General features: G+C 72.0%; 15 protein-coding genes and 1 tRNA gene. 13 read left to right on the forward strand and 3 right to left on the reverse strand.

Annotation, left to right across the window (positions count from 1 at the left end):
- The first annotated feature begins 90 nt into the window (after positions 1–90).
- From EDF53_RS15575 to EDF53_RS15590, 4 genes are read left to right on the forward strand one after another with little or no spacing between them, the layout of a single operon-like run.
- Positions 91–1,422, forward strand: a complete 1,332-nt coding sequence (locus tag EDF53_RS15575) for an amidohydrolase family protein (protein ID WP_123294390.1) — start codon at positions 91–93, stop codon at positions 1,420–1,422.
- Positions 1,415–1,993, forward strand: coding sequence for a DUF1097 domain-containing protein (locus tag EDF53_RS15580; RefSeq protein ID WP_243648776.1), 579 nt, complete (start codon positions 1,415–1,417; stop codon positions 1,991–1,993). Before EDF53_RS15575 ends, EDF53_RS15580 begins: the two co-directional genes overlap by 8 nt.
- A gap of 25 nt (positions 1,994–2,018) precedes the next feature.
- The gene (locus EDF53_RS15585) at positions 2,019–3,248 is read left to right on the forward strand and encodes a D-alanyl-D-alanine carboxypeptidase family protein (protein WP_123294391.1); all 1,230 of its coding nucleotides are present in this window, start codon (positions 2,019–2,021) and stop codon (positions 3,246–3,248) included.
- A gap of 50 nt (positions 3,249–3,298) precedes the next feature.
- Complete coding sequence (locus EDF53_RS15590) at positions 3,299–4,645, forward strand: serine hydrolase (RefSeq protein ID WP_123294392.1); 1,347 nt, start codon at positions 3,299–3,301, stop codon at positions 4,643–4,645.
- Positions 4,646–4,648: 3 nt separating this feature from the next.
- Here EDF53_RS15590 and EDF53_RS15595 read toward each other — a convergent pair whose 3' ends face one another.
- On the reverse strand, positions 4,649–5,443 hold the full coding sequence (locus tag EDF53_RS15595) for an SGNH/GDSL hydrolase family protein (protein ID WP_123294457.1): 795 nt from the start codon (positions 5,441–5,443) through the stop codon (positions 4,649–4,651).
- A 23-nt stretch (positions 5,444–5,466) separates the two neighbouring features.
- Between EDF53_RS15595 and EDF53_RS15600 the strand changes: the two genes are divergently transcribed.
- From EDF53_RS15600 to EDF53_RS15625, 6 genes are all read left to right on the forward strand, one after another.
- On the forward strand, positions 5,467–6,660 hold the full coding sequence (locus EDF53_RS15600) for an acyl-CoA dehydrogenase family protein (protein ID WP_260215878.1): 1,194 nt from the start codon (positions 5,467–5,469) through the stop codon (positions 6,658–6,660).
- A 354-nt stretch (positions 6,661–7,014) separates the two neighbouring features.
- Entirely contained in the window at positions 7,015–9,342 is a 2,328-nt protein-coding gene (locus tag EDF53_RS15605; RefSeq protein ID WP_123294393.1) for an FUSC family protein, read from the forward strand.
- A gap of 37 nt (positions 9,343–9,379) precedes the next feature.
- Positions 9,380–10,624: a DNA polymerase IV gene (gene dinB, locus EDF53_RS15610; RefSeq protein ID WP_111083991.1), complete on the forward strand. Its 1,245-nt coding sequence runs from the start codon at positions 9,380–9,382 to the stop codon at positions 10,622–10,624.
- A 176-nt stretch (positions 10,625–10,800) separates the two neighbouring features.
- Entirely contained in the window at positions 10,801–12,594 is a 1,794-nt protein-coding gene (locus EDF53_RS15615) for a DEAD/DEAH box helicase (RefSeq protein ID WP_123294459.1), read from the forward strand.
- Positions 12,595–12,619: 25 nt separating this feature from the next.
- Positions 12,620–12,817, forward strand: coding sequence for a hypothetical protein (locus EDF53_RS15620; protein ID WP_123294394.1), 198 nt, complete (start codon positions 12,620–12,622; stop codon positions 12,815–12,817).
- Between the two features lie 59 nt (positions 12,818–12,876).
- A complete protein-coding gene (locus tag EDF53_RS15625; protein WP_111083993.1) occupies positions 12,877–14,205 on the forward strand; it encodes an NAD(P)/FAD-dependent oxidoreductase in 1,329 nt (442 codons plus the stop codon).
- Positions 14,206–14,626: 421 nt separating this feature from the next.
- Here the strand turns inward: EDF53_RS15625 and EDF53_RS15630 are convergent.
- Positions 14,627–14,712, reverse strand: a tRNA-Leu gene (locus EDF53_RS15630).
- Between the two features lie 183 nt (positions 14,713–14,895).
- Here EDF53_RS15630 and EDF53_RS15635 point away from each other — a divergent pair.
- Genes EDF53_RS15635 through mshC form a run of 3 tightly spaced genes read left to right on the forward strand, consistent with a single transcriptional unit; the run spans position 14,896 to position 18,344 of the window.
- The gene (locus EDF53_RS15635; RefSeq protein WP_123294395.1) at positions 14,896–16,212 is read left to right on the forward strand and encodes a M20/M25/M40 family metallo-hydrolase; all 1,317 of its coding nucleotides are present in this window, start codon (positions 14,896–14,898) and stop codon (positions 16,210–16,212) included.
- Positions 16,213–16,272: 60 nt separating this feature from the next.
- On the forward strand, positions 16,273–17,103 hold the full coding sequence (locus EDF53_RS15640; RefSeq protein WP_111083996.1) for an undecaprenyl-diphosphate phosphatase: 831 nt from the start codon (positions 16,273–16,275) through the stop codon (positions 17,101–17,103).
- A complete protein-coding gene (gene mshC / locus EDF53_RS15645; protein ID WP_123294396.1) occupies positions 17,100–18,344 on the forward strand; it encodes a cysteine--1-D-myo-inosityl 2-amino-2-deoxy-alpha-D-glucopyranoside ligase in 1,245 nt (414 codons plus the stop codon). The genes EDF53_RS15640 and mshC overlap by 4 nt, the downstream gene beginning before the upstream one ends.
- Before the next feature lie 320 nt (positions 18,345–18,664).
- On the opposite strand, the gene EDF53_RS15650 is transcribed toward mshC, so the two are convergent.
- Positions 18,665–19,591 carry a proteasome assembly chaperone family protein gene (locus tag EDF53_RS15650; RefSeq protein WP_123294397.1) on the reverse strand — a complete coding sequence of 309 codons (927 nt, stop codon included), beginning with the start codon at positions 19,589–19,591 and terminating at the stop codon, positions 18,665–18,667.
- Positions 19,592–19,671: the final 80 nt, after the last annotated feature.

The following is a 19,671-nucleotide window of genomic DNA, read 5'->3' on the forward strand; positions in this document are numbered from 1 at the left end:
CACGCTCGTCACACGTGGCGTCCGAGTCGGAAACACGGCGGGCGAAGGGTGGGTCACGTCCGATCCATCCGATCCGAGGAAGACCCCACCATGGACCTGATCCTGCGCACGGCCCGCCTGACCGACGGCCGCCTGGTCGACGTCCACGTCGCCGACGGCACGATCGTCCGGGTCGCCGAAGCGGGCACAGAGGTCGCCGAAGCGGGCACGGAGGTCGCCGAAGCGGGCACGGAGGTCGAGCCGACCGAGGCGGCGCGCGTCGTGGACTGTGCCGGTCGCGTCGTGATCCCGGGGCTCATCGAGTCCCACCTGCACGTCGACAAGGCACTGCTCGACCGCGAACGACCGAACCCCGACGGCACCCTCGCCGGCGCGATCGCGGTGACGGGGGAGCTCAAACGCGGCTTCACCCACGACTCCGTCCGCGACCGCGCCCGGACCCTGCTCGACCAGGCGATCGCCAACGGCACGACACTCGTCCGGGCGCACCCCGACGTCGACCCCGTCGTCGGACTGACCGGCGTCGAGGTGCTCCTCGCCCTGCGCGACGAGTACCGCGACGCCCTGGACCTGCAGATCGTCGCGTTCCCACAGGAGGGGATCGCGAAGGCGCCGGGCACGCTCGCCCTGCTCCGCCAGGCGCTCGCCGCCGGGGCCGACGTGATCGGTGGCTGCACCTACAACGAGGCGACCCTGGCTGCATGCCACGAGCACATCGAGACCGTCCTCGACCTCGCCGAGGAGTTCGACGTGCCGGCCGACCTGCACGCCGACTTCGCCGACGACACGTCCGACCCGCGGTTCGCCCTCGCCGGGCACATCGCCGACCGTGTCGCCGCTCGCGGGCTGCGGGACCGGGTCGCCCTCGGACACGTGACCTCGCTCGCCAGTCTGCCCCCGGTCTCGCGCAGCGCCGTGCTCGCGAAACTCGCAGCAGCGGGTGTCGCGGTGGTGCCGCTGCCCGCCACGGACCTGCACCTCGGCGGTCGCTCGGACGACCGAGACGTCCGCCGAGGGGTCGTCCCGGTGCGCGAGCTCTGGGACGCCGGCGTCACGAGCGCCTACTCGTCGAACAACGTCCGCAACGCGTTCACGCCGTTCGGCAACGCGGACCTGCTCGACATCGGGTTGCTGCTCGCGCAGGTGGGGCACCTGTCCGGCCCGGCCGACCTCGGGCGCGTGCTCGAGATGGCCACGTCGTCCGCGGCCCGCGTCGTCGGGGTCTCCGAGACCCACGGCATCCGGCCCGGAGCCGCCGCCGACCTCGTCGTCCTGTCGACAACCGACCCCGCGGGCGTCCTGCTCGACCGCCCCGACCGGAACCTCGTGGTCAAGCGCGGCCGCGTCGTCGCGGAGACCACCAGGACCACCCGACTCACCACCGGACCCGCAACTCGATCGAAGGAGCTCACCCATGCGTGAACGGATCCCGCACGAGATCGTCGCCTCGGTCCTCGCCGGCACGACGGCGTTCATCGGCGGCAACGCGCTGCACCTGCCCACCTGGGCGATCTTCATCAGCTGGGCGGGGATGTTCCTGCTCGGGGCGAAGCCCACGCTCCGGAACGCCACCCGGCTCTGGGCGGCGATGCCGATCGGGTCCGCCTTCGGCCTCGTGATCGTGCTGCTCGACCAGCGGTTCGGCACGGTGCTCGGCGAGGGGCAGGCCGCGCAGAACACCGTGCTCGCGCTGCTGATCCTGGTCGTCAACTGCGCGCTGATGTACACGGGTCGGACGCGGCTGTTCGGGCTCGTGCCCGGCATGTTCCTCGGGTTCGCGTCCTTCTTCGCCACGTGCTTCGGCGGCTTCGGGTTCGATCCGGGCAACGCGTGGGCGGCATGGGCGTCGGTCGTCGTGATGAACGCGCTCGGTCCGGCGTTCGCGTACCTGTCCCGGCGGCTGACGTTCGCGCGGCCGACCCAGCCCGGCGCGACGACGGACACGCCCACGACGACCCCCGCCGTCGAGCAGCCGGTCGCAGCCAGGGTCTAGGCACCGACCGGTACGCTCGGTTCCCGTGTCACGAGTCGTCCGTCGCCCCCGCTCCGCCGTCCGGAGGCCCGTGACGATCTCCGTCGTCGCGGTCCTGGTGCTCGTCGCCGGGTACCTCGTGGCCGCCGCCGTCGTGCCGTTCGGTCCGGCGAGCGCCGCGACCACCACGTACTCGGCCCCGACGTCGAGCGTGCCGGCGCTGAGCTTCCCCGGCTACGGCGCCACCGCGGTCGAGGCCACCGACTTCCCGGAGAGCCTGCGCACCAGCGGTGACACGAAGCCCCGGTCGATCGCGAGCATCACCAAGATCGTCACGGCGCTCGTGGTCCTCGACGAGAAGCCGATGGCGGCGGGGGAGTCCGGCCCGGCGATCACCTTCACGCCGAAGATGGAGTCGCTCTACGCCAAGTACGCGGCGATGAACGGCGAGGTCGCGCCGATGCCCGCCGGCCTGAAGCTCACCGAGCACCAGGCGTTCCAGGTGATGCTCATGAAGTCGGCGAACAACTACGCCGGCGCCCTCGCCATCTGGGCGTTCGGGTCGATCGCCGAGTACGAGCAGGCGGCGACGAAGTGGCTCGAGGAGCACGACCTCGACGACACCACGATCCACGAGCCGACCGGTCTCGACCCGCAGAACACCTCGACCGCGACCGACCTGGTCGACCTCGGGCAGCTCGCGCTCGCGAACCCGGTGGTCAAGGAGATCGTCGGCACCAAGGACGTCACGATCCCGACGGTCGGCGAGATCGAGAACTCGAACAAGCTGCTCGGCCTGGACGGCATCGAGGGCATCAAGACCGGCACCCTCGACGAGGCCGGCGCCTGCCTGCTGTTCGCGGCGACGTACGAGCGCGGCGGCCGTGACGTGACAGTCATCGGCGTGATGCTCGGCGGTGTCGACCACGACTCGCTCGACGTCGACGTGCAACGGCTGCTCCGGTCGGTCGCGGACAACTTCCAGGTCGTGCCCCTGACCCACGCCGGCCAGACCTTCGGCACGTTCTCCACCCCCTGGCAGGACGAGGCCGACGCGGTCACCGCGAAGGCGGCCGAGGTCCTGGTCTGGGGCAAGACGAAGGTCCGGGCGAAGGCGCACCTCGACGAGGTCACCCTCGGGACGAAGGGCGAGCGGGTCGGGAAGGTCCGCTTCACGGTCACGAACCACGACCCGGTGTCGGTGCCGCTCGTGCTCGAGCGGACGATCGACGACCCCGGCGTCTGGTGGCGCTGGACGAACCCGTTCCAGGGCTGACGGCGCTCGCGCGCTGACGCGCACCACCCGGAGTCCGTACTGTCGGACGGGTGACGACGACGAAGACGTTCCCCCGGACCACCCCCTCCGCCCTCGACATCGACGCCCGCGGTGTGCTCGCGTTCGTCGACGCCCTCGAGTCGACCCCCGGTGTCGAGCCGCACAGCCTGATGCTGCTCCGGCACGGCCAGGTCGTCGCCGAGGGGTGGTGGCAGCCGTACGCGGCCGACCGGGTGCACCTGCTCTACTCGCTCAGCAAGAGCTTCACCGCAGCGGCGGTCGGCATCGCGGTGCGCGAGGGACTGATCGACCTCGACGCGACCGCGCTGTCGTACTTCCCCGAACTCGACGACGAGATCACGGACGAACGCAGCCGCCGCATCCGGGTCCGGCACCTGCTCGCGATGGCGAGCGGGCACCGCGAGGACGCCATCGACCGGGCCCGTGAGGCCGACCGCATGGACGTCGTGCGTGGCTTCCTGCTCCTGCCGCCGGACGAGGAACCCGGCTCGCTCTTCACCTACAACCAGCCGTGCACGTACACGCTCGCCGCGATCGTCCGGCGGGTCAGCGGCGGTTCGCTGGTCGACTACCTGCGTCCCCGTCTGCTCGACCCGCTCGGCATCGACGACCTCGCCTGGCGCCGCGACGAGTCCGGCGGCGAGCTCGGCTTCAGTGGCTGCTACACCACGACGTCGGCGGTCGCCGCGCTCGGGCAGCTGTACCTGCAGCGCGGCGTCTGGGAGGGCGAGCGGATCCTCGACGAGGACTGGGTCGCGGCCGCCACGCGCAAGCAGATCGACAACCTCGACGAGGAGAACCCGGACTGGTCGCAGGGCTACGGCTTCCAGTTCTGGATGGCCCGCCACGGCTTCCGCGGCGACGGCGCCTACGGTCAGTTCTGCGTCGTCCTGCCGGAGCAGGACGTCGTCCTCGCGATCACCGGACAGAGCCTCGACATGCAGGCGGTCCTCGACGCGGCCTGGCAGCACCTGCTGCCCGCCGTCGACCGTCCGTCCGACACGGGTGCGGACGCCGCCCTGGAGGCCCGGCTCGCCTCCCTGGGACTGCCCGCGGTGAGTGGCGGCCCGCTTCAGGGCATCGCCGACGTCGGCCCGTTGGCCCACGACGACGCCGGGTGGCGCCTGACGCTCGACGTCGACGGCGGATCGCTGTCGGTGCCGGTCGGACAGGGGGAGTGGTCGGTCGAGGGACCGCTGGCGGCGAGCGGCGCCGTCGATGCCGACGGCCAGACGGTGCTCGTCGACGTGCGGTTCGTCGAGACCCCGCACCTGGCCCACGTCCGGATCGACCGGCAGTCCGGCGCCGTCACCACCGCGTGGGAGACCGAGCCGCTGCACGACCGCGCGCTCACGCTGCGGCGCCCGGCGGACTGACCGCTACGGGGTGTCGGACCTGTGCTCGACGACGTCCTGCAGCTCGGGGCGCTTGGCGGAGACACCGTCGCCCGACGAGGTGTGCTTGATGCGCCGGACGACCCACGGCACCAAGTACTCCTTCGCCCAGCCGAGGTCCTCGGCGCGGGCCTCACGCCACGGCCGCGCCTCGAGCGGTTCTGGGTTGAACGGCTCCAGGCCGTGCGGCACGCCGAGGGCGTCGAGCACCGCGGCGGCGATCGTGGCGTGCCCCGTGGGGGAGTGGTGCAGCCGGTCCGGTGCCCACATGCGCGGGTCGCGGAGCACCCGGAGGGCCCACATGTCCGCCACCAGGGCGCCGTGCTTCAGGGCGATCGCGTGCAGGTTCTCGTTGTAGATCGCCGTCTTGCCGCGCACCATGCCGAGCACCGGCGTCATGCCGACGTCGGGCCCGGTGAACAGCACCACGGTGGCGCCGTCGCTCCGCAGCCTGGACACCATGGCGTCCACCCGCTCGGCGAGTTCGTCGGGATCGGAGCCCGGCCGGATGATGTCGTTGCCCCCGGCGGACACCGTGACCAGGTCCGGACGGAGCGCGAGCGCCGGTTCCACTTGCTCGTCGATGATCTGCTGCAGCAGCCGCCCGCGGATCGCCAGGTTGGCGTACGCGAAGTCGTCGGACCCGTGGGCGAGCACCTCGGCCACTCGGTCCGCCCAACCCCGGTTTCCCCCGGGGACGGTGGGGTCGGGGTCGCCGATCCCCTCGGTGAACGAGTCACCGATCGCGACGTACCTGGACCACGGATGACGATCTGACACGCTCCGGACCATAGTCTCGTGCCATGACGAAGGCCAACACGGGCGCAGCCGCCGGCGCGGACGCCGGCACGGACGCAGCCGCCTGGACCGTGCCGGACGGCCTGCTCGACCGCATCGCCGAACGCGCCCCCGGGTACGACGCCGCGAACGCGTTCTGCGCCGAGGACCTCGAGGAACTCCGCGCCGCGGGCTACCTGCGCATCGGGGTGCCGGTGGCGCAGGGTGGCTCCGGTCTCGGCCTCCGCGCCACGGTCGGTGTCCAGCGGACCCTCGCCCAGGCCGCGCCGGCGACGGCACTCGGCCTCGGGATGCACCAGGTGTGGGTGCAGGCGGCGCGCGCCGTGACTGCGCGAGGTGCGTCGTTCCTCCAGGCCGTCACCGACCATGCGTCGGACGACCACCTGCTGGCGTTCGGGGTGAGCGAACCCGGCAACGACGCCGTCCTGTTCGACTCGTCGACGACGGCGGAGCCGGACGGCGACGGCGGGTACCGCTTCACCGGCACCAAGGTCTTCACCTCGCTCGCACCGGCGTGGGACGTCCTGAGCGTGTTCGGCAAGGACACCTCCGGCCCGGAACCGCGGCTGGTGCACGGCTTCGTGCTCCGGTCCGACGGCGACGTCGAGCACCTGGACGACTGGGACACCCTCGGCATGCGTGCCACGCAGAGCCGCACGACGAAGCTGCACGGCGTGCACGTCCCCGCCGACCGCATCGTCCGGTCGCTGCCGGTCGGGCCGAACCAGGACCCGCTCGTGTTCGGGGTCTTCGCGGCGTTCGAGCTGCTCATCGCCTCGGTGTACGTCGGGATCGCCGAACGTGCGATCACGCTGGCGGTGTCCGCCGTCGGACGTCGCGTCGCGGCCGACGGCTCGCTCCGGTCGCAGGACCCGGACGTCCGGCGTGCGATCGCGGACCTGCGCGGCGCCGTCGACGCGATCACCCTGCAGGTCGACGCGCTCGCCCGCTCGGTGGACGAACAGGACGACCTCGGTGCCCGGTGGTTCCCGCTGCTCGTCGGCACGAAGGCGCGGGCGGTGGACACCGCCCAGCACGTGGTAGACGAGGCCATGCGGGTGGTCGGGGGCTCGGCGTTCCGGTCCTCGAGCGAACTCGCCCGCCTGGCGCGCGACGTCCGGGCCGGCCAGTACCACCCGTCGTCGCGGGACTCGGCGGCGCGCACGCTCGCGGCGTCGGTGCTCGGCCCGCCCGCCTGACGCGGTCGCGCGCCCGGCCCGGTGCGGTGCGGTGCGACGGTCGCACGGTGCAGAGCGCGTGAGTCCATGCGAGGTTGCCCGCCTCGTGCAGCCCTGTAGCGCCGCACGGAGCGATCAACCCGGCACGGATCGGCGACGGTAGCACGGTGCTCCGGGGCCAGGGCGACGGTCGCACGGTGCGGGACTTGTGAGCCCGTGCGAGGTTGCTCGCCTCGTGCGGCCCTGTAGCGCCGCACCGAGCGATCAACCTCGCACCGAGCGCCGAAGGCCGCACCGTGCGGCCGCCGCCCGCACAGCCGGATAGTTAGCATCCGGTACGATTGGCCTCCCGAGCGCAGAGGAGGCGGCCGACTCGTGCCGAGGACCGACACCACGAACCGGACCGCTCCCCGTCGACGGACACGCTCCCGGCGGCTCGCCGACGCGGTCCTCGCGCTCGACCCCGGGCTCGTGAAGACCGACGGTGCCCTCCGCACCCTGGTCGCGGTGCCCGCCGGCATGGCCGTGGGGTACGCCGTCGCGACCGCGTTCGGCCTGCCCGCGATCCTGGGCGTGATGATCGGCGCGATGCCCGCGTTCATCACCTGCCTGGTCATCGTCGACCCGAGCACCGGCCGGACGGCTGCCCGCACCGGAGCCGTCCTCGTGCCGTTCGTCGTCGCCCTCGCCGGCAGCATCGCCCTGCAGCCGTTCCGGCTCCTCGAGCTCGTGCTCATCGTCGTGCTGCTGTTCCTGCAGTTCGCCGCGGCCGCGTGGGGCGCGTGGGCCGCCGACGCCGCGATCGTCGGGTTCGCCGGGTACCTGTGCGGGCTGCTCCTCCCGCTGCCCGAGACGAGTGTCGTGCCCCTCGGCCTCGTGGTGGCCGCCTCGCTCGCCGCGACGGTCCTGGTCCGCCTGGTGCTCCGACCGGACGCGCACCGTGCCCTGTTGCGTACCCGCCGTGGCTTCGTCGCCCGTGGTTCGGCCGTGCTCGAGGCCGCTGCCGCCGTCCTCGCCGCGGCGGACGACCCGGCCGCACGACGCCGCACCCTGCGCCGCCTCCGTCGCAGCCGCGACCGGTACCACGAGATCGCGTTGACGGTCGACGGGATGCTCGCCGCGAGCGGGGTGGACGCCGACACCACGGCCGAGGAACTCCACCGGCTCGTGTTCGACACGCACTTCGCCGTCGACGAGCTCGGGCGCGGTGCCGGTGCCCTCGTCGAGCACGGCGCGCCGTCGGACGTCCGGCACGCCGCGCTCCGTGCCGTCACGATCGTCCTGCGCCACGGCGGCGGGCACGGCGAGGACGCCGCGCAGACACTGCTCGCCCGCTACGGCATCACGGCGTCCGCCGGCGACCCCGACTCGCGCACGACGGCCGTCGTCCGTCGGATGGCCGCCGAGTTCACCGACCTCCAGGGCGCCGGGCTGCGGTGGCGCGAGCTCCGCGACGAACTGCCGCACCGCGGCGACGGCGTCGCGTTGGCGGCACCCTTCGTCACGCCCGTCGTCCTCGCCGGCGGCCGCCCGGCCGGAGCCGTGCCGGTGCTGGCCGACACCGTCGCCGACGGCCCCTGGCGCCGCTGGCGACTCTCCGTCTCGCTGCGCACCGCGGTGCACGCCGCGATCGCCGTCGCGATCGTCGAGCCCCTCGCGCTGCTGCTCGACGGCCCGCGGTTCTACTGGGGCGTGATCGGCGTGATGATCGTCCTCGCCGGCACGAACACCACGCACGAGCGGGTCCGCAAGGGCCTGCACCGTGCCGTCGGCACGGTCGGCGGCGGCGCCGTCGGCATCGTCCTCGTGCACGTCGTCGGCACGGCGCACCCCTGGTTCACGCTCGTGCTCGTCTGCGTCCTGCTCGCGGTCGGCACCTACGGCTTCGGCGGCGTCTACTCGGTCTGGGTCGCGTGCCTGGTCGTCGTCCTGTGCCAGGTGTACGCGTTCTCCGGCAGCTTCACCGACTCGCTCATCCCGATCCGCCTCGCCGAGAACCTGCTCGGCGCCGCGGTCGCCGTGCTCGTGAGCGCCGTCGTCTTCCCGATCGCCACCCGGGCCGTCATCCGACGGGCCGTGCGCCGGCAGCTGACCGCGGTCCGGGCGTTCGTGCTCGCGCTGGTCGGGGTCGACGCGGACGCCGAGGCGGACGCGACCGACGGTGCGGGCGCGATCCGCGCCTCCCGGTCGGCCGACACGGCCACCGACGCCGCCGCACCCGACCTGCGCGCACGATCGCGCGCCGTCGACGCGGCCACCTACCAACTGGACGCCGTCCTGCGCCCGATGGTGCGGTTCCCGACGGGCGGACCCGCCCGCGCGGACGCCAGGACCCGGACGTCCCTGCAGGCGGCGGCGACGTTCGCGCGCGAGGCGGCCGGGAGGCTCGGCTCGCCCCCGCAGGACCCGCCCGCCGCCCTGGTCGGTGCCGCCCACCGCCTCGCCGCGTCGATCGCGGACCTGGCCGACGGCATCGTGGCCGGGCCCCGGTCCGCCGCGCCGGCGCCGGTCTGGGCGCGGGTCGGCGACCAACTCGACACGGCGGTGGGCGCCGCGGCGGGTGGTCCGGACCAGCAGACCGTCGAGGTCGCCGCGCACGCGCTGGGCCGCATCGACGAGGCGCTCGCGCTGCTGGCCGACCGGCACCGGGCGACCGTGCTCGGCGAGACCGCGACGCGTTCGGCGGCCACCGGCGCACGCTGAGCCCGGCGATGTCGGTGGTCCCTGGCATCATCTCGGTGTGAGCAAGCAGGACGGAAGCAACCGGCTCGTCTCCGACGCACCGGTGGACGACGTCTCGGCGACCGTGCTGCACGTCGACATGGACGCCTTCTTCGCGTCCGTCGAACTGCTCGACCGACCCGACCTGGTGGGGTTGCCGGTCATCGTCGGCCACGACTCCGACCGCTCCGTGGTCACCGCTGCCACCTACGAAGCCCGTCGGTACGGCGTGAACTCCGCCATGCCGATGGCCATCGCGAAGCGCCGCTGCCCGAACGCGATCATCGTCGAGCCGCACTTCGAGAAGTACCGCGACCAGTCCGCCGCGGTGATGGCGGTCTTCGACCGGTTCACGCCGCGGGTCGAACGGCTCGGCATCGACGAAGCGTTCCTCGACGTCGCCGGCGCGCTCCGGCTGTACGGCACGCCGTGGGAGATCGGCCGGGCCATCCGGCGCACGGTCCACGCCGAGACGGGCCTGCACTGCTCGGTCGGTGCCGCGTCGACCAAGTTCGTGGCGAAGCTCGCATCGAGCCGGTCCAAGCCGGACGGGCTGCTCGTCGTGCCCGCGGCCGACACCATCGCGTTCCTGCACCCGCAGCCGGTCTCGGCGCTGTGGGGCGTCGGCGGCAAGACGCAGGAGACCCTCGAGCGCCGCGGCATCCGCACCGTCGGCGACCTGGCGAACACGCCCCTCGGGTCACTCGTGTCCGCGCTCGGGCCGGCCGGTGGCCAGCGCCTGCACGACCTGTCCTGGGGGCGCGACCCACGCGTCGTCGACACCGGTGTGGGCGAGAAGTCCATCGGGCACGAGGTCACCTTCGGTCACGACCTGACCGAGCGGGACGACGTCGCGCGCGAGCTCCTGCGCCTCGCCGACAAGGTCGCCGTCCGCCTGCGCCACGCCGACGTGCAGGCCCGCACCGTCGCGCTCAAGGTCCGCTACACCGACTTCACCACGCTCACCCGGTCGCGCACCCTCGCCGAGCCCACCGACGTCGCCAAGCGGCTGCACCGCGAAGCCGTCGAGCTGTACGACGTGCTGCACCGACCGGGCAACCGGATCCGGCTCATCGGGGTCCGCGGCGAGAACCTCGTGCCGGCCGCCGCGAGCAACGCGCTCTGGGACGACGACGCGCCGTGGCGCGAGACCGAGACCACGGTCGACGCGGTCGCCGCGCGCTTCGGCGCAGGCGTGCTGCGACCGGCATCCCTGGTCCGCCGGACCCCCGACGGCCACGTCCCGCACGCCAGGCAGGACTGACGGTGGCGGTAGAATCAGGTCCAGTGAGCGCAGCGGAGTACGAACAGCAGCAGCCCGCCACGCTGTGGGCCGAGTCGGGGGACGACCACACGTCGTCGACGTCTTCGTCGTCGGTGTCCGCGCAGTCATCGGCGCACGCCGACGCCGTCGCACGGGACGAAGCCGACGCAGCCGCACTGGCCGAGGCAGCCGGCAACTCGGCCGTCCAGCACCTGTCGCCGGCGTTCCCGGACCGAGCCGCGTGGGGCACCGCGTCGAAGCTCCGCGCGTGGCAGGTCGAAGCCCTCACGAAGTACTTCGAGTCCGAGCCGCGTGACTTCCTGACGGCCGCGACACCCGGCGCCGGCAAGACGACGTTCGCGCTCCGACTGGCCACCGAGCTGCTGGCGCGCGGGACCGTCGACCGCATCGTGGTCGTCGCCCCCACCGAGCACCTGAAGCGGCAGTGGGCGGACTCCGCCGACCGCGTGGGCATCCGCATCGACCCGATGTTCAAGAACGGCGACGGCATGTTCGGCCGGCACTACCAGGGCGTCGCGATCACGTACGCCCAGGTCGGCATGAACCCCGAGGTGCACAAGAAGATCACCGAGGGCGGGCGCACCCTGGTCGTCCTCGACGAGGTCCACCACGGCGGCGACGCACTCACCTGGGGCGACGGCATCAGGGAAGCCTTCTCCGGTGCCACCCGACGGCTCTCGCTGTCCGGTACGCCGTTCCGGTCCGACACCGCGCCGATCCCGTTCGTCCAGTACGCCCCCGACGAGCAGGGCATCCGCACCTCGATCTCCGACTACAACTACGGTTACGGCCGCGCGCTCAAGGACGGCGTCGTCCGGCCGGTGCTGTTCATGGCGTACGCCGGCCAGATGCGCTGGAAGACCCGGATGGGCGACGAGATGTCGGCCTCCCTCGGCGAACAGGTCACGAAGGACATCACCGCGCAGGCCTGGCGCACCGCGCTGTCGCCCGAGGGCGAGTGGATGCCGGCCGTGCTGTCCGCCGCCGACAAGCGCCTGACCGAGGTGCGCCGTGGCGTGCCCGACGCCGGCGGTCTGGTCATCGCGACGGACACCACCACGGCCCGCGCCTACGCCCGGATCCTGCAGCAGATCACGGGGGAGCGGCCGACGGTCGTCCTGTCCGACGAAGCCGCCGGGTCCAGCCGGATCAGCGCGTTCGCCGACGACACCTCGCGGTGGATGGTCGCCGTGCGCATGGTGTCCGAGGGCGTCGACGTCCCACGGCTCTGCGTCGGCGTGTACGCCACGAGCGCGAGCACCCCGCTGTTCTTCGCCCAGGTGATCGGCCGCTTCGTGCGTGCTCGGCGCCGTGGCGAGACCGCCTCGGTGTTCCTGCCGAGCGTGCCCGGACTGATGGCACTGGCGGCGACGCTCGAGCTCGAACGCGACCACGCCCTCGACCGTCCGAAGGACGCCGACGACGGCATGTACAACCCCGAAGACGCAATGGTGGCCGAGGCCAACAAGGAAGACCGCGCGTCCGAGAGCCTGCTCGAGGTCCAGCCGTTCGAGGCGCTCGACTCGCAGGCGTCGTTCGACCGCGTCCTCTACGACGGCGGCGAGTTCGGCACCGGCGGCGAGGTCGGGTCGCTCGAGGAACTCGACTTCATCGGCATCCCGGGGCTCCTCGAACCCGACCAGGTGCGCGACCTGCTCCGGGCGCGCCAGGCGACCCAGGCGAAGCGCTCCAAGGGCCGGGCGGTCAAGGACGGCCAGCCGAAGGCCGCCGAGCCCGAGAACCGCCCGATGTACATGACCATCAAGGAGCAGCGGACCGAGCTCGCGCGACTCGTGTCGATCTGGTCCCGGCACTCCAACGAGCCGCACGGCTCCATCCACGCCGAACTCCGGCGCATCAGCGGTGGGCCGGCCGTGGCACAGGCGAGCATCGAGCAGATCCAGAAGCGAATCGACGTCCTGCGCTCCCGCATCGGCGGGCGCCGGTGACGGGTCCGGTCCGGGCGGTCTGCCCGTGATCGAGTCCGTCGACGACCGCACCTGGTACGTCAAGCGTGACGCGGAGTCCTCCCCAGAGGCGATCATCGACCGGTTCGGCGGTGGGTACCGGTTGCGACGGTTCTCGCTGACCGAGTCCCGACGCACCGCGCACGGGGTCTACATGGGTCTCGACCTCGCTGAGACGGCCTGGTGGCGACTCCGAGAGCGCTGATTCGCTCAGGAAGTGCGGCGTTCATGACGTTGACGGCCCGTATCCGGTAGACCGGAGGAATGGCAGACTCGATCCCTCACGTCCTCGTCCTCGGCGGCGGCTCCGCTGGCTACAGCACCGTCAAGCAGCTGCAGAAGCACGCCGCGACCGTGCCCATGCGCATCACGCTCGTGGACCAGAACACCTACTACACGTACCTGCCGTTCCTGCCCGAGGTCGCCGGCGGCCACATCGCCCCGAAGGACGTGACCGTCGAGCTGCGCCGTGCGCTCCGCAAGACGCGCGTCATCCAGGGCAAGGTCACCGGCATCTCGTCGAAGGACAAGACCGTCTCGATCGCGACCGCCGGTGGCGACGACCGCACGCTCGGCTACGACCAGCTCGTCGTCGCGCTCGGCTCGGTCACCCGCACCTTCCCGACCCCCGGGCTCGAGGAGTACGGCGTCGGCTTCAAGAGCGTGGAAGAGGCCGCCTACGTGCGCGCCAAGCTCCTCGACAACATCGCCAAGGCCGCTGCCACCCGTGACGAGGACGAGCGTCGTCGTCTGCTGACCAGCGTCTTCGTCGGCGGTGGCTACACCGGCGTCGAGGCGATCGGCGAACTGTTCGACGTCTCGCAGGCCGCCATCAAGACCTACCCGTCGCTCGCGGGGGAGCAGCCCCGCTGGATCCTCATCGACGCGCTCGACCGTGTCGCGCCCGAGGTCGGCCCGGAGCTGTCCAAGTGGACGCTCGAGTCGCTCCGCGCCCGCGGCATCGACGTGCGCCTGAAGACCACCATGCCGAGCGCCGAGGGCGGCATCGTCAAGCTCTCCGACGGCGACGAGATCCCCACCGGGCTGCTCGTCTGGACCGCCGGCGTGAAGCCGAACCCGCTGCTCGACGCCTCCGACCTGCCCCGCGGACCGAAGGGGCACCTCGCCGCCAACGCGAAGCTCCAGGTCGAGGCCGAGGACACGCACGAGGTCGTCCCCGGTGTCTGGGGTCTCGGCGACGTCGCACAGGTGCCCGACCTGACCGCCGACAAGCAGCCGGCGTTCTACCCGCCGAACGCGCAGAACGCCGTCCGCCAGGCCGTCGTCGCTGCGGACAACGTCGTCGCGACGATCACCGGCAAGCCCCTCGAGGAGTACCGCCACCCCTCCATCGGCACGGTCGCCTCGTACGGCGTCGCCAAGGGTGCCGCGAACATCAAGGGCATCAAGATGACGAACCTGCTCGCCTGGCTCGCCCACCGCGCGTACCACGTGTACGCGATGCCGACGCTGAACCGCAAGGCGCGCATCGTCATCGGTTGGGTCACCGGTGCCGTCTCGGGCCGCGACGCGACCTCGCTCATCAAGGAGACGGACCCGCGCCGCAACTTCGTCGAGGCGTCGAAGAGCTAGACGCGACCACCTGACGGACGGGAGGCGCGGTGTCAGCTGGCACCGCGCCTCCCGTCCGTCCGTGCGTGCGCTGTCTTGCTCGCTGCCGGATGCGTGCGCATCTTCCGACGCTCCACTTGTCGATCGACGCGTGCTCCGTCGGAAGATGCGCACTCATCCAGTGCGTGTGCATGTTCCGACAGCACACGCGTCGTTCCCCTGGTGGTCTGTCGGAACTTGCTCACGCATCGGCCGTGAGCGCAGCGAGCTGGCGCGCGGTGGCCGTGAGCGCAGCGAACTGGCCGTGCCCCCACCCCTGGCCGTGAGCGCAGCGAACTGGTCGAGGCGGTGACGCCCTGAGCGCAGCGATGGCGGCACTCGCCGGGAGACGCAACAGAAAATGCCCCCGGACCGAAAGGTCAGGGGGCACTGCATCTTTCTGTGTCCGAAGGGGGACTTGAACCCCCACGCCCTAATACGGGCACTAGCACCTCAAGCTAGCGCGTCTACCAATTCCGCCATCCGGACTGGATGTGTGGCGATTTCCCCGGGTTTCCCCGGCGTCCCTGCCGAGAGAAAACACTAGCACGGGTCTGAACGCCCGATGAACACGGCCGCGCATCCCGGGCGCGTCCAGAGGGCTGGGTTCCCGGCGCGTCCCGCGGCGTCACCGGGCCGGGTCACGTCGGTGGGGACCGATACCGTGGTGGCATGACGAACCCGGAGCCGACCGCGACCGAGCTCGAGGCCACCGCGGCGATCGCGCGCGACCTCATCCGCATCGACACCACCAACTGGGGCGAGGGGAAGTCGCGCGGCGAGACCGAGGCGGCGCACTACGTCGAGGACAAGTTGCGCGGGCTGGGGCTCGAGCCGCAGTTGTTCGAGTCCGAGCCGGATCGCGTCAGTGTCGTCGCGCGGGTGCCCGGCCGCGATCGTGACAAGCCGGCCCTGGTGGTGCACGGGCACCTCGACGTCGTGCCGGCCGATCCGGCGAACTGGTCAGTCGACCCCTTCGGCGGTGTCGTCAAGGACGGCTCGCTGTGGGGGCGGGGCGCCGTCGACATGAAGAACATGGACGCGATGATGCTCACGTCGCTGTCGGACGTCATCGCGGCGCAGGGGGCTCCCGAGCGCGACTTGGTGATCGCGTACTTCGCCGACGAGGAAGCCGGGGGAGTCCTCGGCTCGCACCACGTCGTCGAGCACCACCCCGAGGTCTTCGCCGGGGCCAGCGCCGCCATCAGCGAGGTGGGCGGGTACTCGATCACCCTCGGCGACCGTCGTGCCTACCTGCTGCAGACGGGCGAGAAGGCGCTGATGTGGATCAAGCTCGTCGCCCGCGGTACGGCTGCGCACGGTTCGCACGTCATCCGCGACAACGCCGTGACGAAGCTCGCCGCGGCGGTCGCCCGGATCGGCAGCGAGGAGTGGCCGGTGCGTCTGTCGGCGACGACGGACGCGATGGTCGCCGAGGTCGCTCGGTTCCTGGGCGTCGACCCGACCGTGACGGGCCCGGACGAGGTCGCGCTCGCCACCGGTTCGGCCTCGCGGTTCATCCACGCCGCACTGCACACCACGACGAACCCGACGGTCCTGACCGCGGGCTACAAGCACAACGTGATCCCGGACACGGCCGAGGCGCTCGTCGACATCCGCTGCCTGCCGGGGGAGGAGGAGTCGGTGCTGGCGCGTGTGCGGGAGCTCGCCGGTGACGAGGTCGAGGTCGTGATGTCCTTCCGCGACATCGGTCTCGAGCAGGACTTCGGCGGACCGCTCGTCGACGCCGTCCGCGACGTCCTCGGCCGCCACGACCCGGGAGCCCCGGTGCTGCCGTACCTGCTGTCCGGCGGCACGGACAACAAGGCGCTGTCGACGCTCGGGATCGCCGGGTACGGCTTCGTGCCGCTGCAGCTGCCCGCCGGCGTGGACTTCCCGGCGATGTTCCACGGTGTCGACGAGCGGGTTCCGCTCGACTCGCTGGCCTTCGGTCGGCGTGTTCTCGGGGACCTCCTGGCCACGTACTGATATTGTTCATGGTCGCCTGCGTGGCGGTGTCCTGACCGACCTCCCCCGAAAGGCCCGTGCGTGCACATCCTCGAGGCGATCTTCCTCGGCTTCGTCCAGGGGCTCACCGAGTTCCTGCCGGTGTCCTCCAGCGCGCACCTGCGCATCGTCGGGCTGTTCCTGCCCGACGCGAAGGACCCGGGCGCGGCCTTCACCGCGGTGACGCAGCTCGGCACCGAGACCGCGGTGCTCATCTACTTCTGGAAGGACATCACCCGGATCATCGGGCGGTGGTTCCGCTCCGTGTTCCGGCGCGACGTCCCGAAGGGCGACCCCGACGTGCGCCTCGGGTGGCTCGTGATCCTCGGCACCATCCCGATCGGCATCGCGGGGCTCCTGCTGAAGGACTCCATCGAGACCACGTTCCGCTCGCTCTGGATCGTCGCGATCGTGCTCATCGTCTTCGGCATCGTGCTCGGGGTGCTCGACGTCGTCGGCCGCAAGGAGCGTCGGATCGAGCACATGACCTTCGGTGGCGGCATCCTGATCGGGCTCGCGCAGGTGCTCGCACTCGTCCCCGGGGTCTCCCGCTCCGGCGCGACCGTGTCGATGGGGCTCGCGCTCGGTTACACGCGGCCGGCCGCGGCGCGGTTCGCGTTCCTGCTGGCCGTCCCCGCGGTGTTCCTGTCCGGCCTGTACGAGGCCGCGACGAGCCTCGGCGACCACGGAGCGCCGTTCGGACTCGCCGACACGCTCATCGCGACGGTGGTGGCCTTCGTCGTCGGGTTCGTGGTGATCGCGGCGTTCATGAACTACATCAGCAAGCGCAGCTTCATGCCGTTCGTCGTGTACCGCATCGCACTCGGTATCGTTCTCATCGTGTTGTTGTCGCTCGGAGTGATCCAGCCGTGAGGGCCTGGCAGGCCCCGTCCGTCCCCGACGTCCCCGGCGCAGCGCCGCGGCCCGTCGTGCACGACACCGCCACCGGCAAGCCGGTCGACCCGACGCAGGGCGAGGAGCGCGCTGCGCTGTACGTCTGCGGGATCACCCCGTACGACGCCACCCACCTCGGGCACGCGGCGACCTACCTGGCGTTCGACACGCTCGGCCGCGCGTGGCGCGACGCCGGCCTCGACGTCGAGTACGCGCAGAACGTCACCGACGTCGACGACCCGCTGCTCGAGCGCGCCACCCGCGACGGCGTCGACTGGCGCGAGCTCGCCGCGTCGCAGATCGACCTGTTCCGTCGCGACATGGAGTCGCTGCGGATCCTGCCGCCCGACGACTTCGTGGCCGTCACCGACGAGGTCGACCGCGTCGCCGAGGCCGTTGCGTTCCTGCAGGAGACCGGCTCCGCCTACGAGGTCCCCACCCCGGACGCCGAGGGCGATGACCTGTACTTCGACGTGAACCACCCCACCGACGCGTGGTCGCTCGGCGACGAGAGCGGCCTGGACCGCGAGACCATGCTCACGCTCGCTGCCGAGCGCGGCGGCGACCCGGAGCGACCCGGCAAGCGCGACCCGCTCGACCCGCTGCTCTGGCGTGCGGCCCGCGACGGTGAGCCGAGCTGGGACTCCGAGATCGGCCCCGGCCGGCCCGGCTGGCACATCGAGTGCAGCGTCATCGCCGGCGACCGCCTCGGCCTGCCGATCAGCGTGCAGGGCGGCGGCAGTGACCTCGTCTTCCCGCACCACGAGATGAGCGCGGGACACGCAGCGGCCCTGGCGCACCAGCCCCTGGCACACGCGTTCGTGCACACCGGGATGATCGCCTACCAGGGCACGAAGATCTCGAAGTCGCTCGGCAACCTCGTCACCGTGCGGGGGCTGCTCGACGACGGTGCGGACCCCCGCGCGATCCGGCTCGCGCTGCTGTCGCACAAGTACTCCGACGACTGGGAGTGGTTCGACGCCGAGCTCACGAGTGCCACGACGCGCCTCGCGACCTGGGACGCCTGGGCATCGGGTGCGTCTGCGGGGCACGCCGACGACGCGGCCGACGTGGCGTCCCGGATCCGGGCGCGGGTCTCCGACGACCTCGACACGCCGGGTGCGGTCGCCGCGGTCGACACTGCGATCGCCGGGGGCACTGCGTGCACGCCGGAGCTCGCCGACCTGATCGACGCGCTGCTCGGCATCCGTCTGGCCTGACCCCGGGAGGGGCTGGCGAGCCGGCTGTCGGCCCGCCTCGACAGGTCACGACACGTCGTGTGCGGGCCGCCGGTCGGTCAGGAACTGTCGCCGTGGCGGGCGGCAACCGACAGTTCGCGACCACCCTGCGGAGGTGAGCGGGGTGCCGTGGCCGTTCGCGACCCCCGGACTGGAGGCCCGTGGCGGACCCCCTCGTGCCTCCCGTTCGCCGTGCGGTCGCAACGCGTCACGTGCGTGCCGGCGACAGGTCACGAACTGTCGCCGAGGCTGGCGGCAGCCGACAGTCCGCGACCTCTCGGCGGAAGTGAGCGGGGTGTCGGCTATTGCTGCGGGGGCCGCCAGGGCCCCTCGCCACCAGCGGTACCGCCGTCCTTGCCGTCCTTGTGCTCGCGGCGCCGCAGGTACTGCTCGAACTCCTGCGCGATCGCGTCGCCCGAGGCCTCGGGAGAGTCGACGGTGTCGCGGGCCTGCTCGAGCTGCCCGATGTACGAGGCCATGTCCTCGTCGTCGGCGGCGAGGGCGTCGATGCCGTCCTCCCACTCGGTGGCGTCGTCGAGCAGGGTGCCACGGGGCACGGTGACGTCGGTGAGCTCCTCGATCTTGTCGAGCAGAGAGAGGGTGGCCTTGGGTGACGGCGAGTTGTGCACGTAGTGCGGGACCGAGGCCCAGAGCGACAGCGTGGTCAGCCCGGCCTTGTCCATCGCGTCGGCCAGGACGCCGAGGATGCCGGTCGGACCCTCGTACGAGGACTTGTCGACGTCGAACGCGGTGCGGACGCCGGCGTTCTCGCTCGAGACGAAGACCGAGATCGGTCGGGTGTGCGGCACGTCGGCCAGCATCGCGCCGACGAAGACGACGGCGTCGATCGAGTACACGTCGGCGAGGTCGATGATCTCGGCGCAGAAGCCGCGCCAGGTGCGCGAGGGCTCCGGACCGACGAGCACGAACACGTCGCGGTCGGTCGGGGAGCCGGTGGCGCCGATGACCGGACGGCCCTCGGCCCCGGGGCCGTGCAGCACGATGCGGGGCCACTGCACCCCTCGGGCTCCGGTCTCGTCGGACCCCATGGTCGGACGGTTGAACTGGTAGTCGACGTACCGCTCCCCGTCGAGCTCGCGCAGCTCGTCGAGCCCGAGGGACTCGACGATGCGTCGGGCGAGTCCGCTCGCGGCTTCGCCGGCGTCGTTCCAGCCCTCGAAGGCGACGACGAGCAACCGGCCGTCGCTGAAGGGGGAGTGCTGTGGCACGGAGCGGACCTCCTGGTGGTGGAGCGGAGCGGGGCGGGCACGACGAGGCACCCGGCCGGACACGATGCAGGCATCCACTG

This window comes from Curtobacterium sp. PhB78, from assembly GCF_003751685.1.
Lineage (GTDB): Bacteria > Actinomycetota > Actinomycetes > Actinomycetales > Microbacteriaceae > Curtobacterium.

Coding starts and splice junctions, on each gene's coding strand:
- EDF53_RS15600 (WP_260215878.1), top strand. CDS start 5,467: ATGACGAAGGCCAACACGGGCGCAGCCGCCGGCGCGGACGCCGGCACG.
- EDF53_RS15580 (WP_243648776.1), top strand. CDS start 1,415: ATGCGTGAACGGATCCCGCACGAGATCGTCGCCTCGGTCCTCGCCGGC.
- EDF53_RS15575 (WP_123294390.1), top strand. CDS start 91: ATGGACCTGATCCTGCGCACGGCCCGCCTGACCGACGGCCGCCTGGTC.
- EDF53_RS15635 (WP_123294395.1), top strand. CDS start 14,896: ATGACGAACCCGGAGCCGACCGCGACCGAGCTCGAGGCCACCGCGGCG.
- EDF53_RS15625 (WP_111083993.1), top strand. CDS start 12,877: ATGGCAGACTCGATCCCTCACGTCCTCGTCCTCGGCGGCGGCTCCGCT.